This is a genomic window from Klebsiella planticola ATCC 33531, from assembly GCF_000735435.1.
Taxonomy (GTDB): domain Bacteria; phylum Pseudomonadota; class Gammaproteobacteria; order Enterobacterales; family Enterobacteriaceae; genus Klebsiella; species Klebsiella planticola.
This window is the reverse complement of sequence record NZ_JMPP01000067.1, coordinates 127076-143282: the sequence shown is the minus strand read 5'-3', so window position 1 is coordinate 143282 and position 16207 is coordinate 127076. Positions and strand designations below refer to the sequence as shown.

Annotated in this window: 14 protein-coding genes; 7 read left to right on the top strand and 7 right to left on the bottom strand. The window is 53.2% G+C overall.

Annotation, left to right across the window (positions count from 1 at the left end; genetic code table 11):
- Positions 1-95: 95 nt before the first annotated feature.
- Positions 96-854 carry an IclR family transcriptional regulator domain-containing protein gene (locus GRPL_RS01550; RefSeq protein WP_032689245.1) on the top strand — a complete coding sequence of 253 codons (759 nt, stop codon included), beginning with the start codon at positions 96-98 and terminating at the stop codon, positions 852-854.
- Between the two features lie 51 nt (positions 855-905).
- Here GRPL_RS01550 and cyoE read toward each other — a convergent pair whose 3' ends face one another.
- The 7 genes from cyoE to GRPL_RS01585 all read right to left on the bottom strand — a co-directional run bounded on the left by cyoE (position 906) and on the right by GRPL_RS01585 (position 8271).
- A complete protein-coding gene (cyoE, locus tag GRPL_RS01555) occupies positions 906-1793 on the bottom strand; it encodes a heme o synthase (protein ID WP_004858694.1) in 888 nt (295 codons plus the stop codon).
- An 11-nt stretch (positions 1794-1804) separates the two neighbouring features.
- The gene (locus GRPL_RS01560) at positions 1805-2134 is read right to left on the bottom strand and encodes a cytochrome o ubiquinol oxidase subunit IV (RefSeq protein WP_004858696.1); all 330 of its coding nucleotides are present in this window, start codon (positions 2132-2134) and stop codon (positions 1805-1807) included.
- Positions 2134-2745 (bottom strand): cytochrome o ubiquinol oxidase subunit III, encoded by a 612-nt coding sequence (locus GRPL_RS01565; RefSeq protein ID WP_004129790.1) that lies wholly within the window; start codon positions 2743-2745, stop codon positions 2134-2136. The genes GRPL_RS01560 and GRPL_RS01565 overlap by 1 nt, the downstream gene beginning before the upstream one ends.
- Positions 2735-4726 (bottom strand): cytochrome o ubiquinol oxidase subunit I, encoded by a 1992-nt coding sequence (gene cyoB / locus GRPL_RS01570; protein WP_032689244.1) that lies wholly within the window; start codon positions 4724-4726, stop codon positions 2735-2737. Before cyoB ends, GRPL_RS01565 begins: the two co-directional genes overlap by 11 nt.
- Before the next feature lie 19 nt (positions 4727-4745).
- The gene (gene cyoA, locus GRPL_RS01575; protein WP_004858705.1) at positions 4746-5693 is read right to left on the bottom strand and encodes a cytochrome o ubiquinol oxidase subunit II; all 948 of its coding nucleotides are present in this window, start codon (positions 5691-5693) and stop codon (positions 4746-4748) included.
- A gap of 480 nt (positions 5694-6173) precedes the next feature.
- The gene (ampG, locus tag GRPL_RS01580; protein ID WP_032689243.1) at positions 6174-7649 is read right to left on the bottom strand and encodes a muropeptide MFS transporter AmpG; all 1476 of its coding nucleotides are present in this window, start codon (positions 7647-7649) and stop codon (positions 6174-6176) included.
- A 43-nt stretch (positions 7650-7692) separates the two neighbouring features.
- Positions 7693-8271: a lipoprotein gene (locus GRPL_RS01585; RefSeq protein WP_004858708.1), complete on the bottom strand. Its 579-nt coding sequence runs from the start codon at positions 8269-8271 to the stop codon at positions 7693-7695.
- 427 nt (positions 8272-8698) lie between these two features.
- Between GRPL_RS01585 and bolA the strand changes: the two genes are divergently transcribed.
- The 6 genes from bolA (at position 8699) to hupB (ending at position 16065) form a co-directional block, all read left to right on the top strand.
- Positions 8699-9016, top strand: coding sequence for a transcriptional regulator BolA (gene bolA, locus GRPL_RS01590; protein WP_015585028.1), 318 nt, complete (start codon positions 8699-8701; stop codon positions 9014-9016).
- Between the two features lie 342 nt (positions 9017-9358).
- Positions 9359-10657 (top strand): trigger factor, encoded by a 1299-nt coding sequence (tig, locus tag GRPL_RS01595; protein WP_032696539.1) that lies wholly within the window; start codon positions 9359-9361, stop codon positions 10655-10657.
- Between the two features lie 359 nt (positions 10658-11016).
- Positions 11017-11640 carry an ATP-dependent Clp endopeptidase proteolytic subunit ClpP gene (clpP, locus tag GRPL_RS01600; protein ID WP_004858713.1) on the top strand — a complete coding sequence of 208 codons (624 nt, stop codon included), beginning with the start codon at positions 11017-11019 and terminating at the stop codon, positions 11638-11640.
- Between the two features lie 132 nt (positions 11641-11772).
- Positions 11773-13047 (top strand): ATP-dependent protease ATP-binding subunit ClpX, encoded by a 1275-nt coding sequence (gene clpX / locus GRPL_RS01605; RefSeq protein WP_004858716.1) that lies wholly within the window; start codon positions 11773-11775, stop codon positions 13045-13047.
- Positions 13048-13230: 183 nt separating this feature from the next.
- Positions 13231-15585 carry an endopeptidase La gene (gene lon / locus GRPL_RS01610; RefSeq protein WP_004858717.1) on the top strand — a complete coding sequence of 785 codons (2355 nt, stop codon included), beginning with the start codon at positions 13231-13233 and terminating at the stop codon, positions 15583-15585.
- 207 nt (positions 15586-15792) lie between these two features.
- The gene (gene hupB / locus GRPL_RS01615; RefSeq protein WP_002444653.1) at positions 15793-16065 is read left to right on the top strand and encodes a nucleoid-associated protein HU-beta; all 273 of its coding nucleotides are present in this window, start codon (positions 15793-15795) and stop codon (positions 16063-16065) included.
- The last annotated feature ends 142 nt before the right edge of the window (positions 16066-16207 follow it).

Here is a 16207-nt window from a genome sequence, read left to right as displayed (position 1 = left end):
AACAACGCAGAATTCGGACGTATTGGTTGTTAATCGCACCACCACTGCGATAATCGCAGTGAATCGATGGCAATGTTGCAGAAATGTGAGCTGATATGCAAAACACAATACATCCGCGCGATTTGATAGTCGGTCTGCAAAAAGGACTGGCATTGATCCAGCTTTTCTCCAAAGATTTTCCCCGACTCAGCGTGCCTCAGGCGGCGAAAATGAGCGGCCTGACGCAGAGCGCCGCGCGTCGTTTTCTGCTGACGTTGCTGCACGAGCGCTATGTACAGACCGACGGGCGCTATTACTGGCTGACGCCAAAAGCGCTGCGCCTGGGGCAGGCCTATGTTGATTCGGCACAGTTTCCGCGCATGGTCCGCCCCATCGTTGAGTACATTGCCAGCCGGACGGAAGAGCATGCGTCGGTCGGGGTGATTGATGAAGATGAACTGGTGTATATCGCGCGCAGCAAACATACGCCGTTTAACTCGACCTCGGTGAGGTTAGGGGAGCGGGTGCCAATATTCTGCACCGCCGGCGGGCGACTCTGGCTGGCTTCGCTGCCGGAAGACGAGTGCGAGGTGATTCTGCGACGTATCAAGCGTGAACAGCGCACGCCGTATACGGTGACGGACGTGGCGATGCTGATGGAAAAAATTGCTCTGGTGCGGCGCCAGGGGTTTGCCACTATCGAGCAGGAGTTTGAAATTGGGATGCTGGTGCTGGCGGTACCTCTGTCTGACAGGGAAGGGATGTACTGGGGCGCGCTGAGCCTGACCTCTCACCAGTCGCGGACGTCGCTGGATGCGTTGTGTCGCGACCATCTGGATCTGCTCTATAGCGCGCAGGCGATGCTGGTGGGGTAATTCCGGGCAATAAAAAACCCCGCCGGAGCGGGGTTTGTCAGAGCGACAATCTTATCTGACGTAGGCCAGCAGATTGTGTGAATCCGGCACCATAAAGTCGACGGACATCATCACCGACAGTGCGGTAATGGCGACGATGGAAAAGACGAACAGCTTACGCGCCCAGACTTTGTCATCCGCCACTTTGTAACCGCGCAGCGCCATCCCCAGCCACCAGACGCTCACCGCGGCGGCAACGACCAGGTATTTATACCCGGCGTAGCCACCCAGTGACAGCATCAGCGTGGCGACAGCAAAGGCCACGATGTACAGCGTAATGTGGTTCTTCGCCACGGAAATGCCTTTCACCACCGGCAGAACCGGAATGTTCGCCGCCTGATAATCCTTGAAGCGGAAAATCGCGATGGCGTAGGAGTGAGGCATCTGCCACAGGCTGAAGATAGCCAGCAGAATCGCCGCGCCGCTATCGAAATTACCGGTCACCGCGCAGTAGCCAATCACCGGCGGCGCAGCGCCGGAGAGAGAACCAATCAGCGTACCGTAGACGGAGTGGCGTTTCATGTACAGGCTGTAGACGCCGACATAAACCACGAACCCCATCACCCCCAGCCAGCAGGCCAGAGGGTTAGCGCCAAACCACAGGAGCATGAAGCCAGCAATACCCAGCAAGGTGGCGTATACCAGCGAAACTTGTGGCGAGATCAGCCCTTTGACCAGCACCCGGTTTTTCGTCCGTTCCATCTTACGATCGATGTCACGGTCGATGTAGTTGTTGAATACACAACCCGAGGCGACCACCAGGGACACCCCAAGGAGCGTCCATGCAAACAGCGGATAGTCGATGTGGCCCTTGGAGGCCAACAGGAAACCGCCGATCACGGAGATCAGGTTGCCAAAAATGATGCCAGGTTTCGTTACTTGCAGGTATTGCTTAAACATACTTGCCGCTCTTAGTGCATCATCATGTTGTAGTTCAGGTTCCACATAATCCAGATGGAGCCAACAACAACGATAGCAATGATGATTACGGTGAAGATAAACGCGGTCAGGTTCCAACCTTCGTCAGACTTGCTGTTCATGTGCAGGAAGTACACCAGGTGTACCAGAATCTGCACAACAGCGGTGACCAGGATAGTTCCCAGAATAGCCGCATGCGATGCGGAGCCACTCATAACCATAGCAAACGGGATAACCGTCAGAATGATCGACAGGACGAACCCTGTCATGTAGCTCTTTACGCTGCCGTGAGAAGCGCCGTTATGATCGCTAGAATGACTCATTACATTGCCCCCATCAGATAAACAACCGAGAACACGCAGATCCACACAACGTCCAGGAAGTGCCAGAACAGGCTCAGGCACATGATACGGGTGCGGTTCGTGTTGGTCAGGCCACGACGTGAAACCTGAACCATCAGCACCGCCATCCAGATCAGGCCGGAGGTGACGTGCAGACCGTGGGTTCCGACCAGCGCGAAGAACGCTGACAGGAAGCCGCTGCGATCCGGGCCCATACCTTCAACAATCAGATGATGGAATTCATAGAGTTCCATCGCGATGAACCCTGCCCCGAAGAGGAAGGTCAGCGCCAGCCAGGAAACAACCTGGCTCTTATTGTTTTTGTACATGGCGATAGCCGCCATGCCGTAGGTGATGGAGCTGAACAGCAGCAGCGCGGTTTCAACCAGAACGAACGGCAGTTCAAAAATATCTTTACCGGTCGGTCCGCCAGCCGTGCCGTTCACCAGAACGGCATAGGTAGCAAACAGGGTGGCGAAGATAATGCAGTCGCTCATCAGGTAGATCCAGAAGCCGAATACCTTCATCGGCCCTGTATCGTGGTGCCCGTGTTCATGCGCGTGGGCGTTATGCGCAAGAGTATCAGTTGCCATTTTTCAGCCCTGCTTTGTTAATCTCATCGAAATGCTGATTTTCCAGTTTTTCGACTACTGCAACCGGCACGTAGTAATCCACGTCCTCGTCAAAGCTCTTAATAATCCAGGTCACCAGGATACCGACGAAGCTTGCAATCGCCATCCACCAGATGTGCCAGATCATCGCGAAACCAAACACCGTTGCGAAAGCAGCAATAACGATGCCTGCGCCGCTGTTTTTCGGCATATGAATCTCTTCATAGCCAGCCGGTTTCTTATACGCTTCGCCTTTTTCTTTCATTTCCCAGAACGCGTCACGCTCGTGAACGACAGGAACGATAGCGAAGTTGTAGAACGGAGGCGGAGAAGAGGTTGCCCACTCCAGAGTACGGCCGCCCCACGGGTCACCGGTCAGGTCGCGGTTCTGATCGCGATCGCGGATAGACACGTAGAACTGAATCAGCTGGCAGAGGATACCGCAGGCAATCAGCGCCGCACCGCATGCCGCAACAACCAGCATCGGGTGGAACTGCGGGTCAATCTGCTGGCTCAGGCGACGCGTCATACCCATGAAGCCCAGTACGTACAGCGGCATAAATGCGACGAAGAAGCCGATGATCCAGAACCAGAAAGCGCGTTTGCCCCAGGTTTCGTTCAGCGTGAAGCCAAAGGCTTTCGGCCACCAGTAGGTCAGGCCAGCAAAGCAACCGAATACCACACCGCCGATAATAACGTTATGGAAGTGGGCAATCAGGAACAGACTGTTGTGCAGCACGAAGTCCGCGCCCGGTACCGCCAGCAGAACGCCGGTCATACCACCAACAGAGAAGGTCACGATGAAGCCGATAGTCCACAGCATGGCTGAGTTGAAGACGATACGGCCCTGGTACATGGTGAACAGCCAGTTGAAGATCTTAACCCCGGTCGGGATTGCGATAATCATGGTAGTAATACCGAAGAAGGCGTTGACGTTCGCGCCGGCACCCATGGTGAAGAAGTGGTGCAGCCAAACGATGAACGACAGAACGGTAATACACACTGTTGCCCATACCAGCGAGGTGTAGCCAAACAGACGCTTACGCGAGAAGGTTGCGGCGATTTCGGAGAAGACACCGAATACCGGCAGCACCAGGATATACACTTCCGGGTGGCCCCAGGCCCAAATCAGGTTGATGTACATCATCATGTTGCCACCCATCTCGTTGGTAAAGAAATGGGTGCCCAGGTAGCGGTCCAGGGTCAGCAGCGCGACGGTGACGGTCAGGATTGGGAAGGAGGCGATAATCAGGATGTTGGCGCACAGAGATGCCCAGCTAAATACTGGCATCTTGAACATCGTCATGCCAGGGGCACGCATCTTGATAATGGTCACGAAGAAGTTAATACCGGTTAACGTTGTACCAATACCGGATAGCTGGAGAGCCCAGATCCAGTAATCGACCCCAACGCCCGGACTGTACTCGATTCCCGACAGCGGCGGATAGGCCAGCCAACCGGTCTGTGCGAATTCACCGACGCCCAGAGACAAGTTAACCAGAATTACGCCGACAACGGTGAACCAGAAGCTCAGGTTGTTGAGGAACGGGAAGGCAACGTCGCGCGCACCGATCTGCAGCGGAACCACGAGGTTCATCAGACCGATAACAAACGGCATCGCTACGAAGAAGATCATGATAACGCCGTGGGCGGTAAAGATCTGATCGTAGTGGTGAGGCGGCAGGAACCCTGCTTCCCCGGCCGAGGCCAGCACCTGCTGGCTACGCATCATAACGGCGTCAGCGAAGCCACGCAGCAACATCACGATTGCTACGATGACATACATGATACCAAGTCTTTTGTGGTCGACCGAAGTCAGCCACTCATTCCAAAGGTAGGACCACTTACCGAAGTAAGTGATTGCCGCCAGAAGCGCCAGTCCCCCGATGATAATCGCAGCCACCGTAACCACAATAATGGGTTCGTGGTAGGGCACTGCATCCAGTGTAAGTTTTCCGAACATCGTTTTCTTCCTCGGCCCCTTAGTGAGCGGTTTCCGCGTGGCTCATGTCCATGCCTTCCATCCCTTCGTGCGCTGCGTGCTCGCCTTCAGGCTGGGACATATCCATGCTCTTGCCATGAGACATAAATTTGTTCACAACATCTTTAAACAAATCCGGTTTCACGTCAGAGAAGTATTCCACTTTGTTGTATTCGCTAGGCGCAGCCAGTTTGTCGAAAGCCGCCATGGAGTCCATGGTGTTCGACGACTGTTTCGCTTTCGCTACCCACTGATCGAAGGTTGCACGATCCGGCGTGGCGATAGCTTTGAACTTCATACCAGAGAAGCCCGGGCCGCTATAGCTTGCGGAGATACCGTCATAAGTGCCAGTTTCATTCGCGATGAGGTGCAGCTGAGTCTGCATCCCGGCCATTGCGTAAATCTGGCTGCCTAAACGTGGGATAAAGAACGAGTTCATCACGGAGTTAGAGGTCACTTTGAAGTGTACCGGTACGTTCGCCGGGAAGGCGATTTCGTTGACGGTAGCAATACCCTGTTCCGGATAGATGAAGAACCATTTCCAGTCCATCGAAACAACTTCGATGACGATCGGTTTCTCTTCGTGAGCAAGCGGTTTGCTTGGCTCAAGTGCGTGAGTGGTTTTCCAGGTCAGAACGGCCAGGAACAGGATGATCAGAATAGGAACCGTCCAGACCACAGCTTCAACTTTGTTGGAGTGTGACCAGTTCGGGCTATACTTCGCATCTTTATTACTCGCACGATACTTCCAGGCAAATCCTACTGCCATTAAGACGGCGGGAATAACGACAATCATCATCAGGCCAAAGGCCGTCAGTATCAGAGAACGTTGCTCCAGTCCAATCTGTCCTTTTGGGTCAAGGAGTGCAGAATCACAACCACTGAGTAATACAGTACCTGCGATTAATGACATCCATCCCAAACTTTTATTGTATTTCCTAAGTCTCATTGAACGACCTCAATTCCACGGAATCTGGTGGCGCTTAAAGTGTACGGGCATTTTACGGGAAGGTTGCATTACTGTAAACATGATTGGGGCTGTGTCAGTTCTGTGTTAGCGGGTTCTGCTCGCTTTGTCACATATGTAACCGAGTGTGACGCTGATGCTTGCAAAGCACGCTATATGCAGGATCTATAACGAAAGAGATAAGAATGGATGGGCTTATGGGGGAATGAGTATAAACACTCGAAAAATAACACAACTAATTAACAATTAATTATCAAATAACAGACATTGCTCGGCGGCGATATTAAATCGCTTTTGCTGAATCGGTTAAATTATTTAATGTTTTGAATAAAAGTTGTCAATAACTTCCCAAAATGTAAAGCGCACAAAACAACAAATGAAAAATGAACAATATAAAATCGTTAATAAGCCGTTATAATTACGTTCAGTGATTACAACGGCTAATAACCCCGCGATTATGCGTTAAATCAGCGCTCTCTTCCGTAACGCCAGATAATCAAGCAGACTTCCGAGCAAAACGCCGGCGATGGCGGTGATGGCCGCAATTTCCAGCAGCGCGGGCAGGAAGGAAAACGAGGTGAAGTCGAGGGCATTAAGTATCAGCAACAGCAGCCATATGCCCAGCATCAGCGAACCCACGGCCAGAATCAGCAGCGCCAGCGTATAGGTCTGTGGATAGTCCGTGCGCGGAATAAAGCTTCCGGTGCGTTGCGTGTACTCCAGGGTTTGCCGGCAGAGCAGCAGGAGCACAATCCCCGGGACGGCGGCAAAGACGGAGAACAGATAAAACGTAGGCCAACCGTGAGCTTCGACGAACCAGCCGGCAATCGGCCCGACGTACACGCGACCAACTGCCGAGAGCGCGGACAGCAAAGCAAACTGGGTGGCGGAAAACGATTTATTACACAGGGTCATTAACAGGGCGACAAATGCCGCCGTGCCCATACCGCCGCACAGGTTCTCGAAAAAGACCGCCGTCGCCATGGAATAAAGATGTTTATCGGTAATCGACAGCAGCCAGTAGCCGGCATTGGATACGCCCTGTAGCACGCCGAAAATCAGCAGGGCGCGAAACAGGGTGAGGCGCTGCATTAATACGCCGCCGTAGAGTGCGCCAACAATCGTCGCGAAAAGTCCCAGCGTTTTATTGACCATTCCGACCTCGCCGGCATCAAAACCGACGCCACGAATCAAAAACGTGGTGGTCAGACTCATCGCAAAGGCATCGCCGAGCTTATAAAGGACGATGAGCAGCAGGATCAGCCAGGCGTTGTTGCGTCCGAAGAAATCGCGCAGCGGTTCGGCGACCGCCTGTTCGAGGCTTTTCGGTACCGGAATCACATCGCTCGGTTCTGGCGCCAGCAGGGTGGCGATAATGCAGGGAATCAGCAGCACGGCCATCAGCCAGTACATTCCCTGCCAGCCGAGCCAGCGATCGGCCAGCCACAGCGCCAGACCGCCGGAGACCAGCATCCCCAGGCGATAGCCCAGCACGCTGATGGCCGCGCCTGCGCCACGCTCCTCTGCCGGCAGCACATCGGTTTTCCAGGCGTCGAAAACGATATCCTGCGATGCGGAGCAGAAGGCGATAACTACCGCTAATGCCGCCATCCAGCGGAGCTGGGTGGAGGGCTCAAGGAACCCCATGGCGGCGATGGCGATCAGCAGCAGAAACTGGGTGGTCAGCAGCCAGCCGCGGCGCCGGCCAAGAAACGGCGGCGTGTAGCGGTCCATTAACGGCGACCAGAGAAACTTAAAGACGTAGGCCTGACCAACCAGCGAGAAGAAGCCGATCGTTTTCAGATCGATATTTTCAACGGTCATCCACGCCTGGAGCGTGCCGGAGGTCAGCGCGAGAGGCAGGCCGGAAGCAAACCCAAGGATCAGCAAAATAGCTGATTTAGGCTGCTGGAAAATGCGTAAGTAGTGGTTGGACATGGCTTATGGCGCAAACCCGGCGCGAGGCCGGGTTTGCGAACGATCAACGCGCGTTTTGCTTGATGAAATCATGAATGCTGGTGTCCTGCGCCATATCGGCGATGGTATCGGTCAGGACGCTGTTCACTGCATTGGCGATATTCTGGTTAGAAGCCTGGAAGGCGCCTTCAACAGAGTAGCTTGCGCGATAGTTTTTGGTCATTTTGGTGCCGTTCGCGGCAGTGGCGATAATCGCGATATCTGCTTTCGTGGCGATGTTGTAGCGCACGTTGCCCTGTGAAACGTCGGCATACAGTTTGTTGACGATGATCTGCAGATCGACCGCGCCGTTCGGCCCAATCATATAACCGCGCGCGGTCATTTGTTTTTCCAGCACTTCCTGCAGCAGGAAGCGCAGATCGCGAGAGGCGGTCAGCGTAACCTGTTGGTTATCGCGGGTGACCTTCGCCAGCGCCTGATCCGGACGCTGATCCGCACCGTTAATGCTGACGGTGACGCCCATCAGACTTGGGTCCTGCTGCGGCAGGCTCATTTTCGGCGATACATCAATGGTGGTCGGAGGCGTCGCGCATCCTGCCAGCATAAACATCGCGACCAGCGGGAAAAGAATTTTCTTAAACATGTTCAGGGTCTCAGCGCATGGTGTTGTTATACCCGTCATACTTCAGGCAACGGTTGCGTTAGCGGCTCTTGTTCGCCCTCGTCACTCGCTTCAGCAAGCGCCTGAGGACTCTCCCGTTTGTAGCCTTTCCGTCGCGCAAATTTATTTCGGGTCATTGAGGAAAATTACCGCCATCATAACATCGCCAACGGCGAGGGGAAGTGGCAACGCATGTAAATTCATCGCGTTGTACATTTTATCGCCGCCTCCCATTTTTATCGCGATCCAGGCGGACGTTCTGGGGGAGAGAGTAAGTAAACTTGATACTTTTGAATGAAAATATCAGAACAATGCTAATTTTTTGTTGTTTTCCCCTAATGGAAGCGGTAAAAGCGGCTAACATTTAAAAGGAATGGCGGCATCTCAGCGTTGTCGGAGGAGAAAATTCATGATGATACGTGAACAGATCGAAGCAAAACTTAGGGCAGCGTTCGACCCCGTGTATCTCGAAGTCGTGGATGAAAGTTATCGCCACAATGTCCCGGCTGGCTCTGAAAGTCATTTTAAAGTGGTGTTGGTGAGCGATCGTTTCACCGGCGAGCGTTTTCTGAACCGTCACCGTATGATCTACGGTACGCTGACTGAGGAGCTGTCGAGCACCGTGCATGCGCTGGCGCTGCATACCTATACGATTAAAGAGTGGGAAGGGCTTCAGGACACGGTATTTGCATCTCCTCCTTGTCGCGGTGCGGGAAGTATCGCCTAGAAATCGTATTTGCAACCGCGGGAACTTTTCCAGTATGTTGCGTGAAGATTTATTAAAAAACGGCCTACGGGCCGTTTTGTTTTGTCTGAAAATGTGTGCAGTGGGCGCTTTTAAAGGCAAATTTGCGCGGGAAATGTGAAAAATGCCGCAGCAGTGGGCGACAACCGTTCTCGACTCACAAAAGTGATGCCGCTATAATGCCGCGTCTTATATGAATGTCTTCGGGATGATTCTGGCGACAGGGAATGTGTTTCTGATTGAAGAGGGCATCCCGGTTCTGCGAAGCAACGTACACGCGCTTCCAGAGTTGACCGAGCACTGTGATTTTTTTGAGGTAACAAGATGCAAGTTTCAGTTGAAACCACTCAGGGCCTTGGGCGCCGTGTAACGATTACTATCGCCGCTGACAGCATCGAGAATGCTGTCAAAAGCGAGCTGGTCAACGTGGCGAAAAAAGTTCGCATTGACGGCTTCCGTAAAGGGAAAGTGCCGATGAATGTTGTTGCTCAGCGTTATGGCGCATCCGTTCGCCAGGACGTGCTGGGCGACCTGATGAGCCGTCATTTCGTTGACGCGATCATCAAAGAGAAAATCAATCCAGCCGGCGCACCGAACTACGTTCCGGGCGAATACAAGCTGGGTGAAGACTTCACCTACGCGGTAGAGTTCGAAGTTTATCCGGAAGTTGCTCTGCAGGGTCTGGAAACTATCGAAGTTGAAAAACCGGTTGTTGAAGTGACCGAAGCTGACGTCGACACCATGCTGGACACTCTGCGTAAGCAGCAGGCTAACTGGAAAGACAAAGATGGCGCTGTTGATGCAGAAGACCGTGTAACCATCGACTTCACCGGTTCTGTTGACGGCGAAGAGTTCGAAGGCGGCAAAGCGTCTGACTTCGTACTGGCGATGGGCCAGGGTCGTATGATCCCAGGCTTTGAAGACGGTATTAAAGGCCACAAAGCGGGCGAAGAGTTCACTATCGATGTGACCTTCCCGGAAGAATACCACGCAGAAAACCTGAAGGGTAAAGCGGCTAAGTTCGTTATCAACCTGAAGAAAGTTGAAGAGCGCGAGCTGCCGGAACTGACTGCTGAATTCATCAAACGTTTCGGCGTTGAAGATGGTTCTGTCGAAGGTCTGCGCGCTGAAGTGCGTAAAAACATGGATCGCGAGCTGAAAGGCGCCGTGCGTAACCGCGTGAAGTCTCAGGCTATCGAAGGTCTGGTTAAAGCGAACGACATCGACGTGCCGGCTGCCCTGATCGACAGCGAAATCGACGTTCTGCGTCGTCAGGCTGCTCAGCGTTTCGGTGGCAATGAGAAGCAGGCTCTGGAACTGCCGCGCGAACTGTTCGAAGAGCAGGCTAAACGCCGCGTAGTTGTCGGTCTGCTGCTGGGCGAAGTCATTCGCACCAACGAGCTGAAAGCTGACGAAGAGCGTGTTAAAGGCCTGATCGAAGAGATGGCTTCCGCTTACGAAGATCCGAAAGAAGTTGTTGAGTTCTACAGCAAAAACAACGAACTGATGGACAACATGCGTAACGTCGCGCTGGAAGAGCAGGCTGTTGAAGCCGTTCTGGCAAAAGCGAAAGTGTCTGAAAAAGCCACTACCTTCAATGAACTGATGAACCAGCAGGCGTAATTTCGCCCCGCGGTTTAAAGTTCAGGTAAAACCCGTTGCCGAGAGGCGGCGGGTTTTTTTTTATCGCAGCAATAGCTTCACGATGAGTGCGAAAACGCGATATCAATGATAGCGTTACGACAAAAGCTTGTTATGCTTGAATTATGGTTGCATCGTCCCCACTACGAGGAGACGAAACTGCACGCGTGAAATCATGCATAATGACGAAGCGTATCTGTCGGGAGTGGTTCAGGTTGCGGGCGTAAGGCCGATATTCAGGTAATTTGAACGATGACGGACAGAAGACTCTGGCTGATAATCCGTCCATAAGGTTACAATCAGTGCGGCAGGTTTATTCAAAATTAATCCAGGAGACGGAAATGTCATACAGTGGCGAACGAGATAACTTTGCACCCCATATGGCCCTGGTGCCGATGGTCATTGAACAGACCTCGCGCGGTGAACGTTCTTTTGATATCTACTCCCGTCTGCTCAAGGAACGCGTCATCTTTCTGACCGGCCAGGTGGAAGACCACATGGCGAATCTGATCGTGGCGCAGATGCTTTTTCTGGAAGCAGAGAACCCGGAAAAAGACATTTATCTGTACATTAACTCTCCGGGCGGGGTGATCACCGCCGGGATGTCGATTTACGACACCATGCAGTTCATCAAGCCTGACGTGAGCACCATTTGTATGGGCCAGGCGGCTTCGATGGGCGCGTTCCTGCTGACCGCAGGGGCAAAAGGCAAGCGTTTCTGCCTGCCGAATTCCCGCGTGATGATCCACCAGCCGCTGGGCGGCTATCAGGGTCAGGCGACGGATATCGAAATTCACGCCCGCGAGATCCTGAAAGTGAAAGGGCGGATGAATGAACTGATGGCACACCATACGGGTCAATCCCTTGCGCAGATTGAGAACGACACCGAGCGTGACCGTTTCTTGTCAGCCTCCGAAGCGGTGGAATACGGCCTGGTCGATTCCATTTTGACCCATCGTAATTGATGCCCCTGGCGCAAGGGGGCCGCTATACTTGTCTGGAGTAGGGCGGCACAACGCTTATCAGCGACTTGCGCCTGAGAATGGCATTTGCGTCGTCGTGTGCGGCACAAAGAACTTAATAAGAGGTTTGGACTCATGACAGATAAACGCAAAGATGGTTCGGGCAAACTGTTGTATTGCTCTTTTTGCGGCAAAAGCCAGCATGAAGTGCGTAAGCTGATCGCCGGGCCATCCGTGTATATCTGCGACGAATGCGTTGATTTATGTAACGACATCATTCGCGAAGAGATTAAAGAAGTCGCGCCGCATCGTGAACGCAGTGCGCTGCCGACTCCGCACGAAATCCGCCACCACCTGGACGATTACGTTATCGGTCAGGAGCCGGCGAAAAAAGTGCTGGCCGTTGCGGTATACAACCACTACAAACGCCTGCGCAATGGTGATACCAGCAACGGTGTTGAGCTGGGTAAAAGTAACATTCTGCTGATCGGGCCGACAGGTTCCGGTAAAACGCTGCTGGCGGAAACGCTGGCGCGTCTGCTGGATGTGCCGTTCACCATGGCTGACGCCACCACCCTGACCGAAGCGGGTTATGTCGGTGAAGACGTCGAAAACATCATTCAGAAGCTGTTGCAGAAATGCGACTACGACGTACAAAAAGCGCAGCGCGGAATCGTGTACATCGATGAAATCGACAAAATTTCCCGTAAATCGGATAACCCGTCGATTACCCGCGATGTCTCAGGTGAAGGCGTGCAGCAGGCGCTGCTGAAGCTTATCGAAGGGACCGTTGCCGCGGTACCACCGCAGGGCGGGCGTAAACATCCGCAGCAGGAGTTCTTGCAGGTTGATACCTCCAAGATTCTGTTTATATGCGGCGGTGCGTTTGCCGGTCTGGATAAGGTCATTTCCCATCGTGTTGAAACCGGTTCAGGTATTGGTTTCGGCGCGACGGTAAAAGCCAAATCTGACAAAGCGAGCGAAGGCGAGCTGCTGTCTCAGGTTGAGCCGGAAGATCTGATCAAATTTGGTCTGATTCCAGAGTTCATCGGTCGTCTGCCGGTTGTCGCAACGCTGAATGAGCTGAGCGAAGAAGCGCTGATTCAGATCCTGAAAGAGCCGAAAAATGCCCTGACCAAACAGTATCAGGCATTGTTCAACCTGGAAGGCGCTGAACTGGAGTTCCGCGATGAAGCGCTGGACGCGATCGCCAAAAAAGCGATGGCGCGTAAAACCGGCGCTCGTGGTCTGCGCTCCATTGTTGAAGCCGCGCTGCTCGATACCATGTACGATCTTCCATCAATGGAAGACGTGGAAAAGGTGGTCATCGATGCTTCTGTTATCGACGGCCAAAGCAAACCGTTGCTGATCTATGGCAAACCGGAAGCGCAGCAGGCGTCTGGTGAATAATTAGCCAACTTGCTCAAGCAGTTAACAAAAAGGGGGGATTTTATCTCCCCTTTTATTTTTCCTGCATTCCCGCCGTTGAATGTGTGGAATACATCCCCATATACTGGATTACATATTAACGGCGTCGCGATGACGAGTCGTGCCGCTGGCTACCTGGCGGACTTTAAACTAAGAGAGAGCTCTATGAATCCTGAGCGTTCTGAACGCATTGAAATCCCCGTATTGCCGTTGCGCGATGTGGTGGTTTATCCGCACATGGTCATACCCCTGTTTGTAGGGCGGGAAAAATCTATCCGTTGTCTTGAAGCGGCTATGGACCATGATAAAAAAATCATGCTGGTTGCGCAGAAAGAAGCTTCGACGGATGAGCCGGGTGTAAATGATCTTTTCACCGTCGGGACCGTGGCGTCAATTTTACAGATGCTGAAGCTGCCTGATGGCACCGTCAAAGTGCTGGTTGAAGGCCTGCAGCGCGCGCGTATTTCTGCACTGTCTGATAACGGCGAGCATTTTTCAGCGAAAGCGGAGTACCTGGAATCGCCGGCGATCGACGAACGCGAGCAGGAAGTGCTGGTGCGCACCGCGATCGGTCAGTTTGAAGGCTACATCAAGCTGAACAAGAAAATCCCACCGGAAGTGCTGACGTCGCTCAACAGCATCGACGATCCTGCGCGTCTGGCTGATACCATTGCTGCGCACATGCCGCTGAAGCTGGCAGATAAGCAGTCCGTCCTCGAGATGTCCGACATTAACGAACGTCTGGAATATCTGATGGCGATGATGGAATCGGAAATCGATCTGCTGCAGGTTGAGAAGCGTATTCGCAACCGCGTGAAAAAGCAGATGGAAAAGTCTCAGCGTGAGTACTATCTGAATGAGCAGATGAAGGCCATCCAGAAAGAGCTTGGCGAGATGGATGACGCGCCGGACGAGAACGAAGCGCTGAAGCGCAAGATCGACGCGGCAAAAATGCCGAAAGAGGCGAAAGAAAAAACCGAAGCGGAACTGCAAAAGCTGAAGATGATGTCGCCGATGTCGGCAGAAGCGACCGTCGTACGCGGCTATATCGACTGGATGGTGCAGGTGCCGTGGAGCGCGCGCAGCAAGGTCAAAAAAGATCTGCGTCAGGCTCAGGAGATCCTCGATACCGACCATTACGGCCTGGAGCGCGTGAAGGATCGTATCCTTGAGTATCTCGCAGTGCAGAGCCGTGTCAACAAGCTGAAAGGGCCGATTCTGTGCCTGGTTGGACCGCCGGGGGTGGGTAAAACCTCGCTGGGTCAGTCCATCGCTAAAGCGACCGGACGTAAGTACGTGCGTATGGCGCTGGGCGGCGTGCGTGATGAAGCGGAAATCCGCGGTCACCGCCGTACCTATATTGGCTCAATGCCGGGCAAACTGATCCAGAAAATGGCGAAAGTGGGCGTCAAAAACCCGCTGTTCCTGCTTGATGAGATCGACAAAATGTCCTCCGACATGCGCGGCGATCCGGCTTCAGCGCTGCTGGAAGTGCTGGATCCTGAACAGAACGTGGCGTTTAACGACCACTATCTGGAAGTGGACTACGATCTGAGCGATGTCATGTTTGTGGCGACCTCTAACTCCATGAACATTCCGGCGCCGCTGCTGGATCGTATGGAAGTGATTCGTCTTTCCGGTTATACCGAAGACGAAAAACTGAACATCGCCAAACGTCACCTGCTGTCTAAGCAGATTGAGCGTAATGCGCTGAAGAAAGGCGAGCTGACCGTAGAGGACAGCGCGATCGTCGGGATTATTCGCTATTACACCCGTGAAGCGGGCGTGCGTGGGCTGGAGCGTGAAATTTCCAAGCTGTGCCGTAAGGCGGTTAAACAGCTGCTGCTGGATAAATCACTGAAGCACATCACGATTAATGGCGATAACCTGCATGATTTCCTTGGCGTGCAGCGCTATGACTACGGTCGTGCGGATAGCGAAAACCGCGTCGGCCAGGTCACCGGTCTGGCATGGACGGAAGTGGGCGGCGATCTGCTGACCATCGAAACCGCCTGTGTGCCGGGCAAAGGCAAGCTGACCTATACCGGTTCGCTGGGCGAAGTGATGCAGGAGTCTATTCAGGCTGCGCTGACCGTGGTACGTTCGCGTGCGGATAAGCTGGGGATTAATTCGGATTTCTACGAAAAACGTGATATTCACGTTCACGTTCCGGAAGGGGCGACGCCGAAAGACGGTCCGAGCGCCGGTATCGCGATGTGTACCGCGCTGGTCTCCTGTCTGACGGGGAATCCGGTACGCGCTGACGTCGCGATGACGGGGGAAATTACCCTGCGTGGTCAGGTGCTGCCAATCGGCGGTCTGAAGGAAAAACTGCTGGCGGCACATCGCGGCGGCATTAAGACTGTTCTGATTCCTGATGAAAATAAACGTGACCTTGAAGAAATTCCAGATAACGTTATTGCCGATTTAGATATCCATCCGGTGAAACGAATCGAAGAAGTTCTGACACTTGCGTTGCAGAACGAACCATTCGGCATGCAGGTCGTCACGGCAAAATAGTGATTTCGCGCAAATAGCGCTAAGAAAAGTGGGGCTGGGAAGTAAATTCGTACTTGCCAGCCTTTTTTTGTGTAGCTAACTTAGATCGCTGGCAGGGGGTCATCTACAACTCTGTTGTAAGGGCATGACAGTCCTGATATAACTGCTGCGCGGTCGCACCACGAAGGATTCTGGTGCGATATAAATTATAAAGAGAGGAAGAGAACAGTGAATAAATCTCAACTGATTGACAAAATTGCTGCGGGTGCGGACATTTCTAAAGCTGCAGCCGGACGTGCGTTAGATGCTTTAATTGCTTCTGTTACTGAATCTCTGCAGGCTGGAGATGACGTTGCGCTGGTCGGGTTTGGTACCTTTGCTGTGAAAGAGCGCGCTGCCCGTACTGGTCGCAACCCGCAAACAGGTAAAGAAATTACCATCGCTGCTGCCAAAGTACCGGGTTTCCGTGCCGGTAAAGCGCTGAAAGACGCGGTAAACTGATCGGCTTCCCATCAGGGAATGTGACGAAGTACAAGGGCGCATCGCGAGATGTGCCTTTTTTATTTGCCCGGAACCCGACTTTATGTGTGTTTGTACGCACTTGTGGGCTGACAATCACCCCATTTTCTTGTCAAAATAGGTC

Bases quoted from the DNA above. Each gene is read 5' to 3' on its own strand.
- ampG (WP_032689243.1), bottom strand. From the start codon at position 7,649: ATGTCCAACCACTACTTACGCATTTTCCAGCAGCCTAAATCAGCTATT.
- clpP (WP_004858713.1), top strand. From the start codon at position 11,017: ATGTCATACAGTGGCGAACGAGATAACTTTGCACCCCATATGGCCCTG.
- GRPL_RS01550 (WP_032689245.1), top strand. From the start codon at position 96: ATGCAAAACACAATACATCCGCGCGATTTGATAGTCGGTCTGCAAAAA.
- GRPL_RS01565 (WP_004129790.1), bottom strand. From the start codon at position 2,745: ATGGCAACTGATACTCTTGCGCATAACGCCCACGCGCATGAACACGGG.
- clpX (WP_004858716.1), top strand. From the start codon at position 11,773: ATGACAGATAAACGCAAAGATGGTTCGGGCAAACTGTTGTATTGCTCT.
- tig (WP_032696539.1), top strand. From the start codon at position 9,359: ATGCAAGTTTCAGTTGAAACCACTCAGGGCCTTGGGCGCCGTGTAACG.
- cyoB (WP_032689244.1), bottom strand. From the start codon at position 4,726: ATGTTCGGAAAACTTACACTGGATGCAGTGCCCTACCACGAACCCATT.
- lon (WP_004858717.1), top strand. From the start codon at position 13,231: ATGAATCCTGAGCGTTCTGAACGCATTGAAATCCCCGTATTGCCGTTG.
- bolA (WP_015585028.1), top strand. From the start codon at position 8,699: ATGATGATACGTGAACAGATCGAAGCAAAACTTAGGGCAGCGTTCGAC.
- GRPL_RS01560 (WP_004858696.1), bottom strand. From the start codon at position 2,134: ATGAGTCATTCTAGCGATCATAACGGCGCTTCTCACGGCAGCGTAAAG.
- GRPL_RS01585 (WP_004858708.1), bottom strand. From the start codon at position 8,271: ATGTTTAAGAAAATTCTTTTCCCGCTGGTCGCGATGTTTATGCTGGCA.
- cyoA (WP_004858705.1), bottom strand. From the start codon at position 5,693: ATGAGACTTAGGAAATACAATAAAAGTTTGGGATGGATGTCATTAATC.
- cyoE (WP_004858694.1), bottom strand. From the start codon at position 1,793: ATGTTTAAGCAATACCTGCAAGTAACGAAACCTGGCATCATTTTTGGC.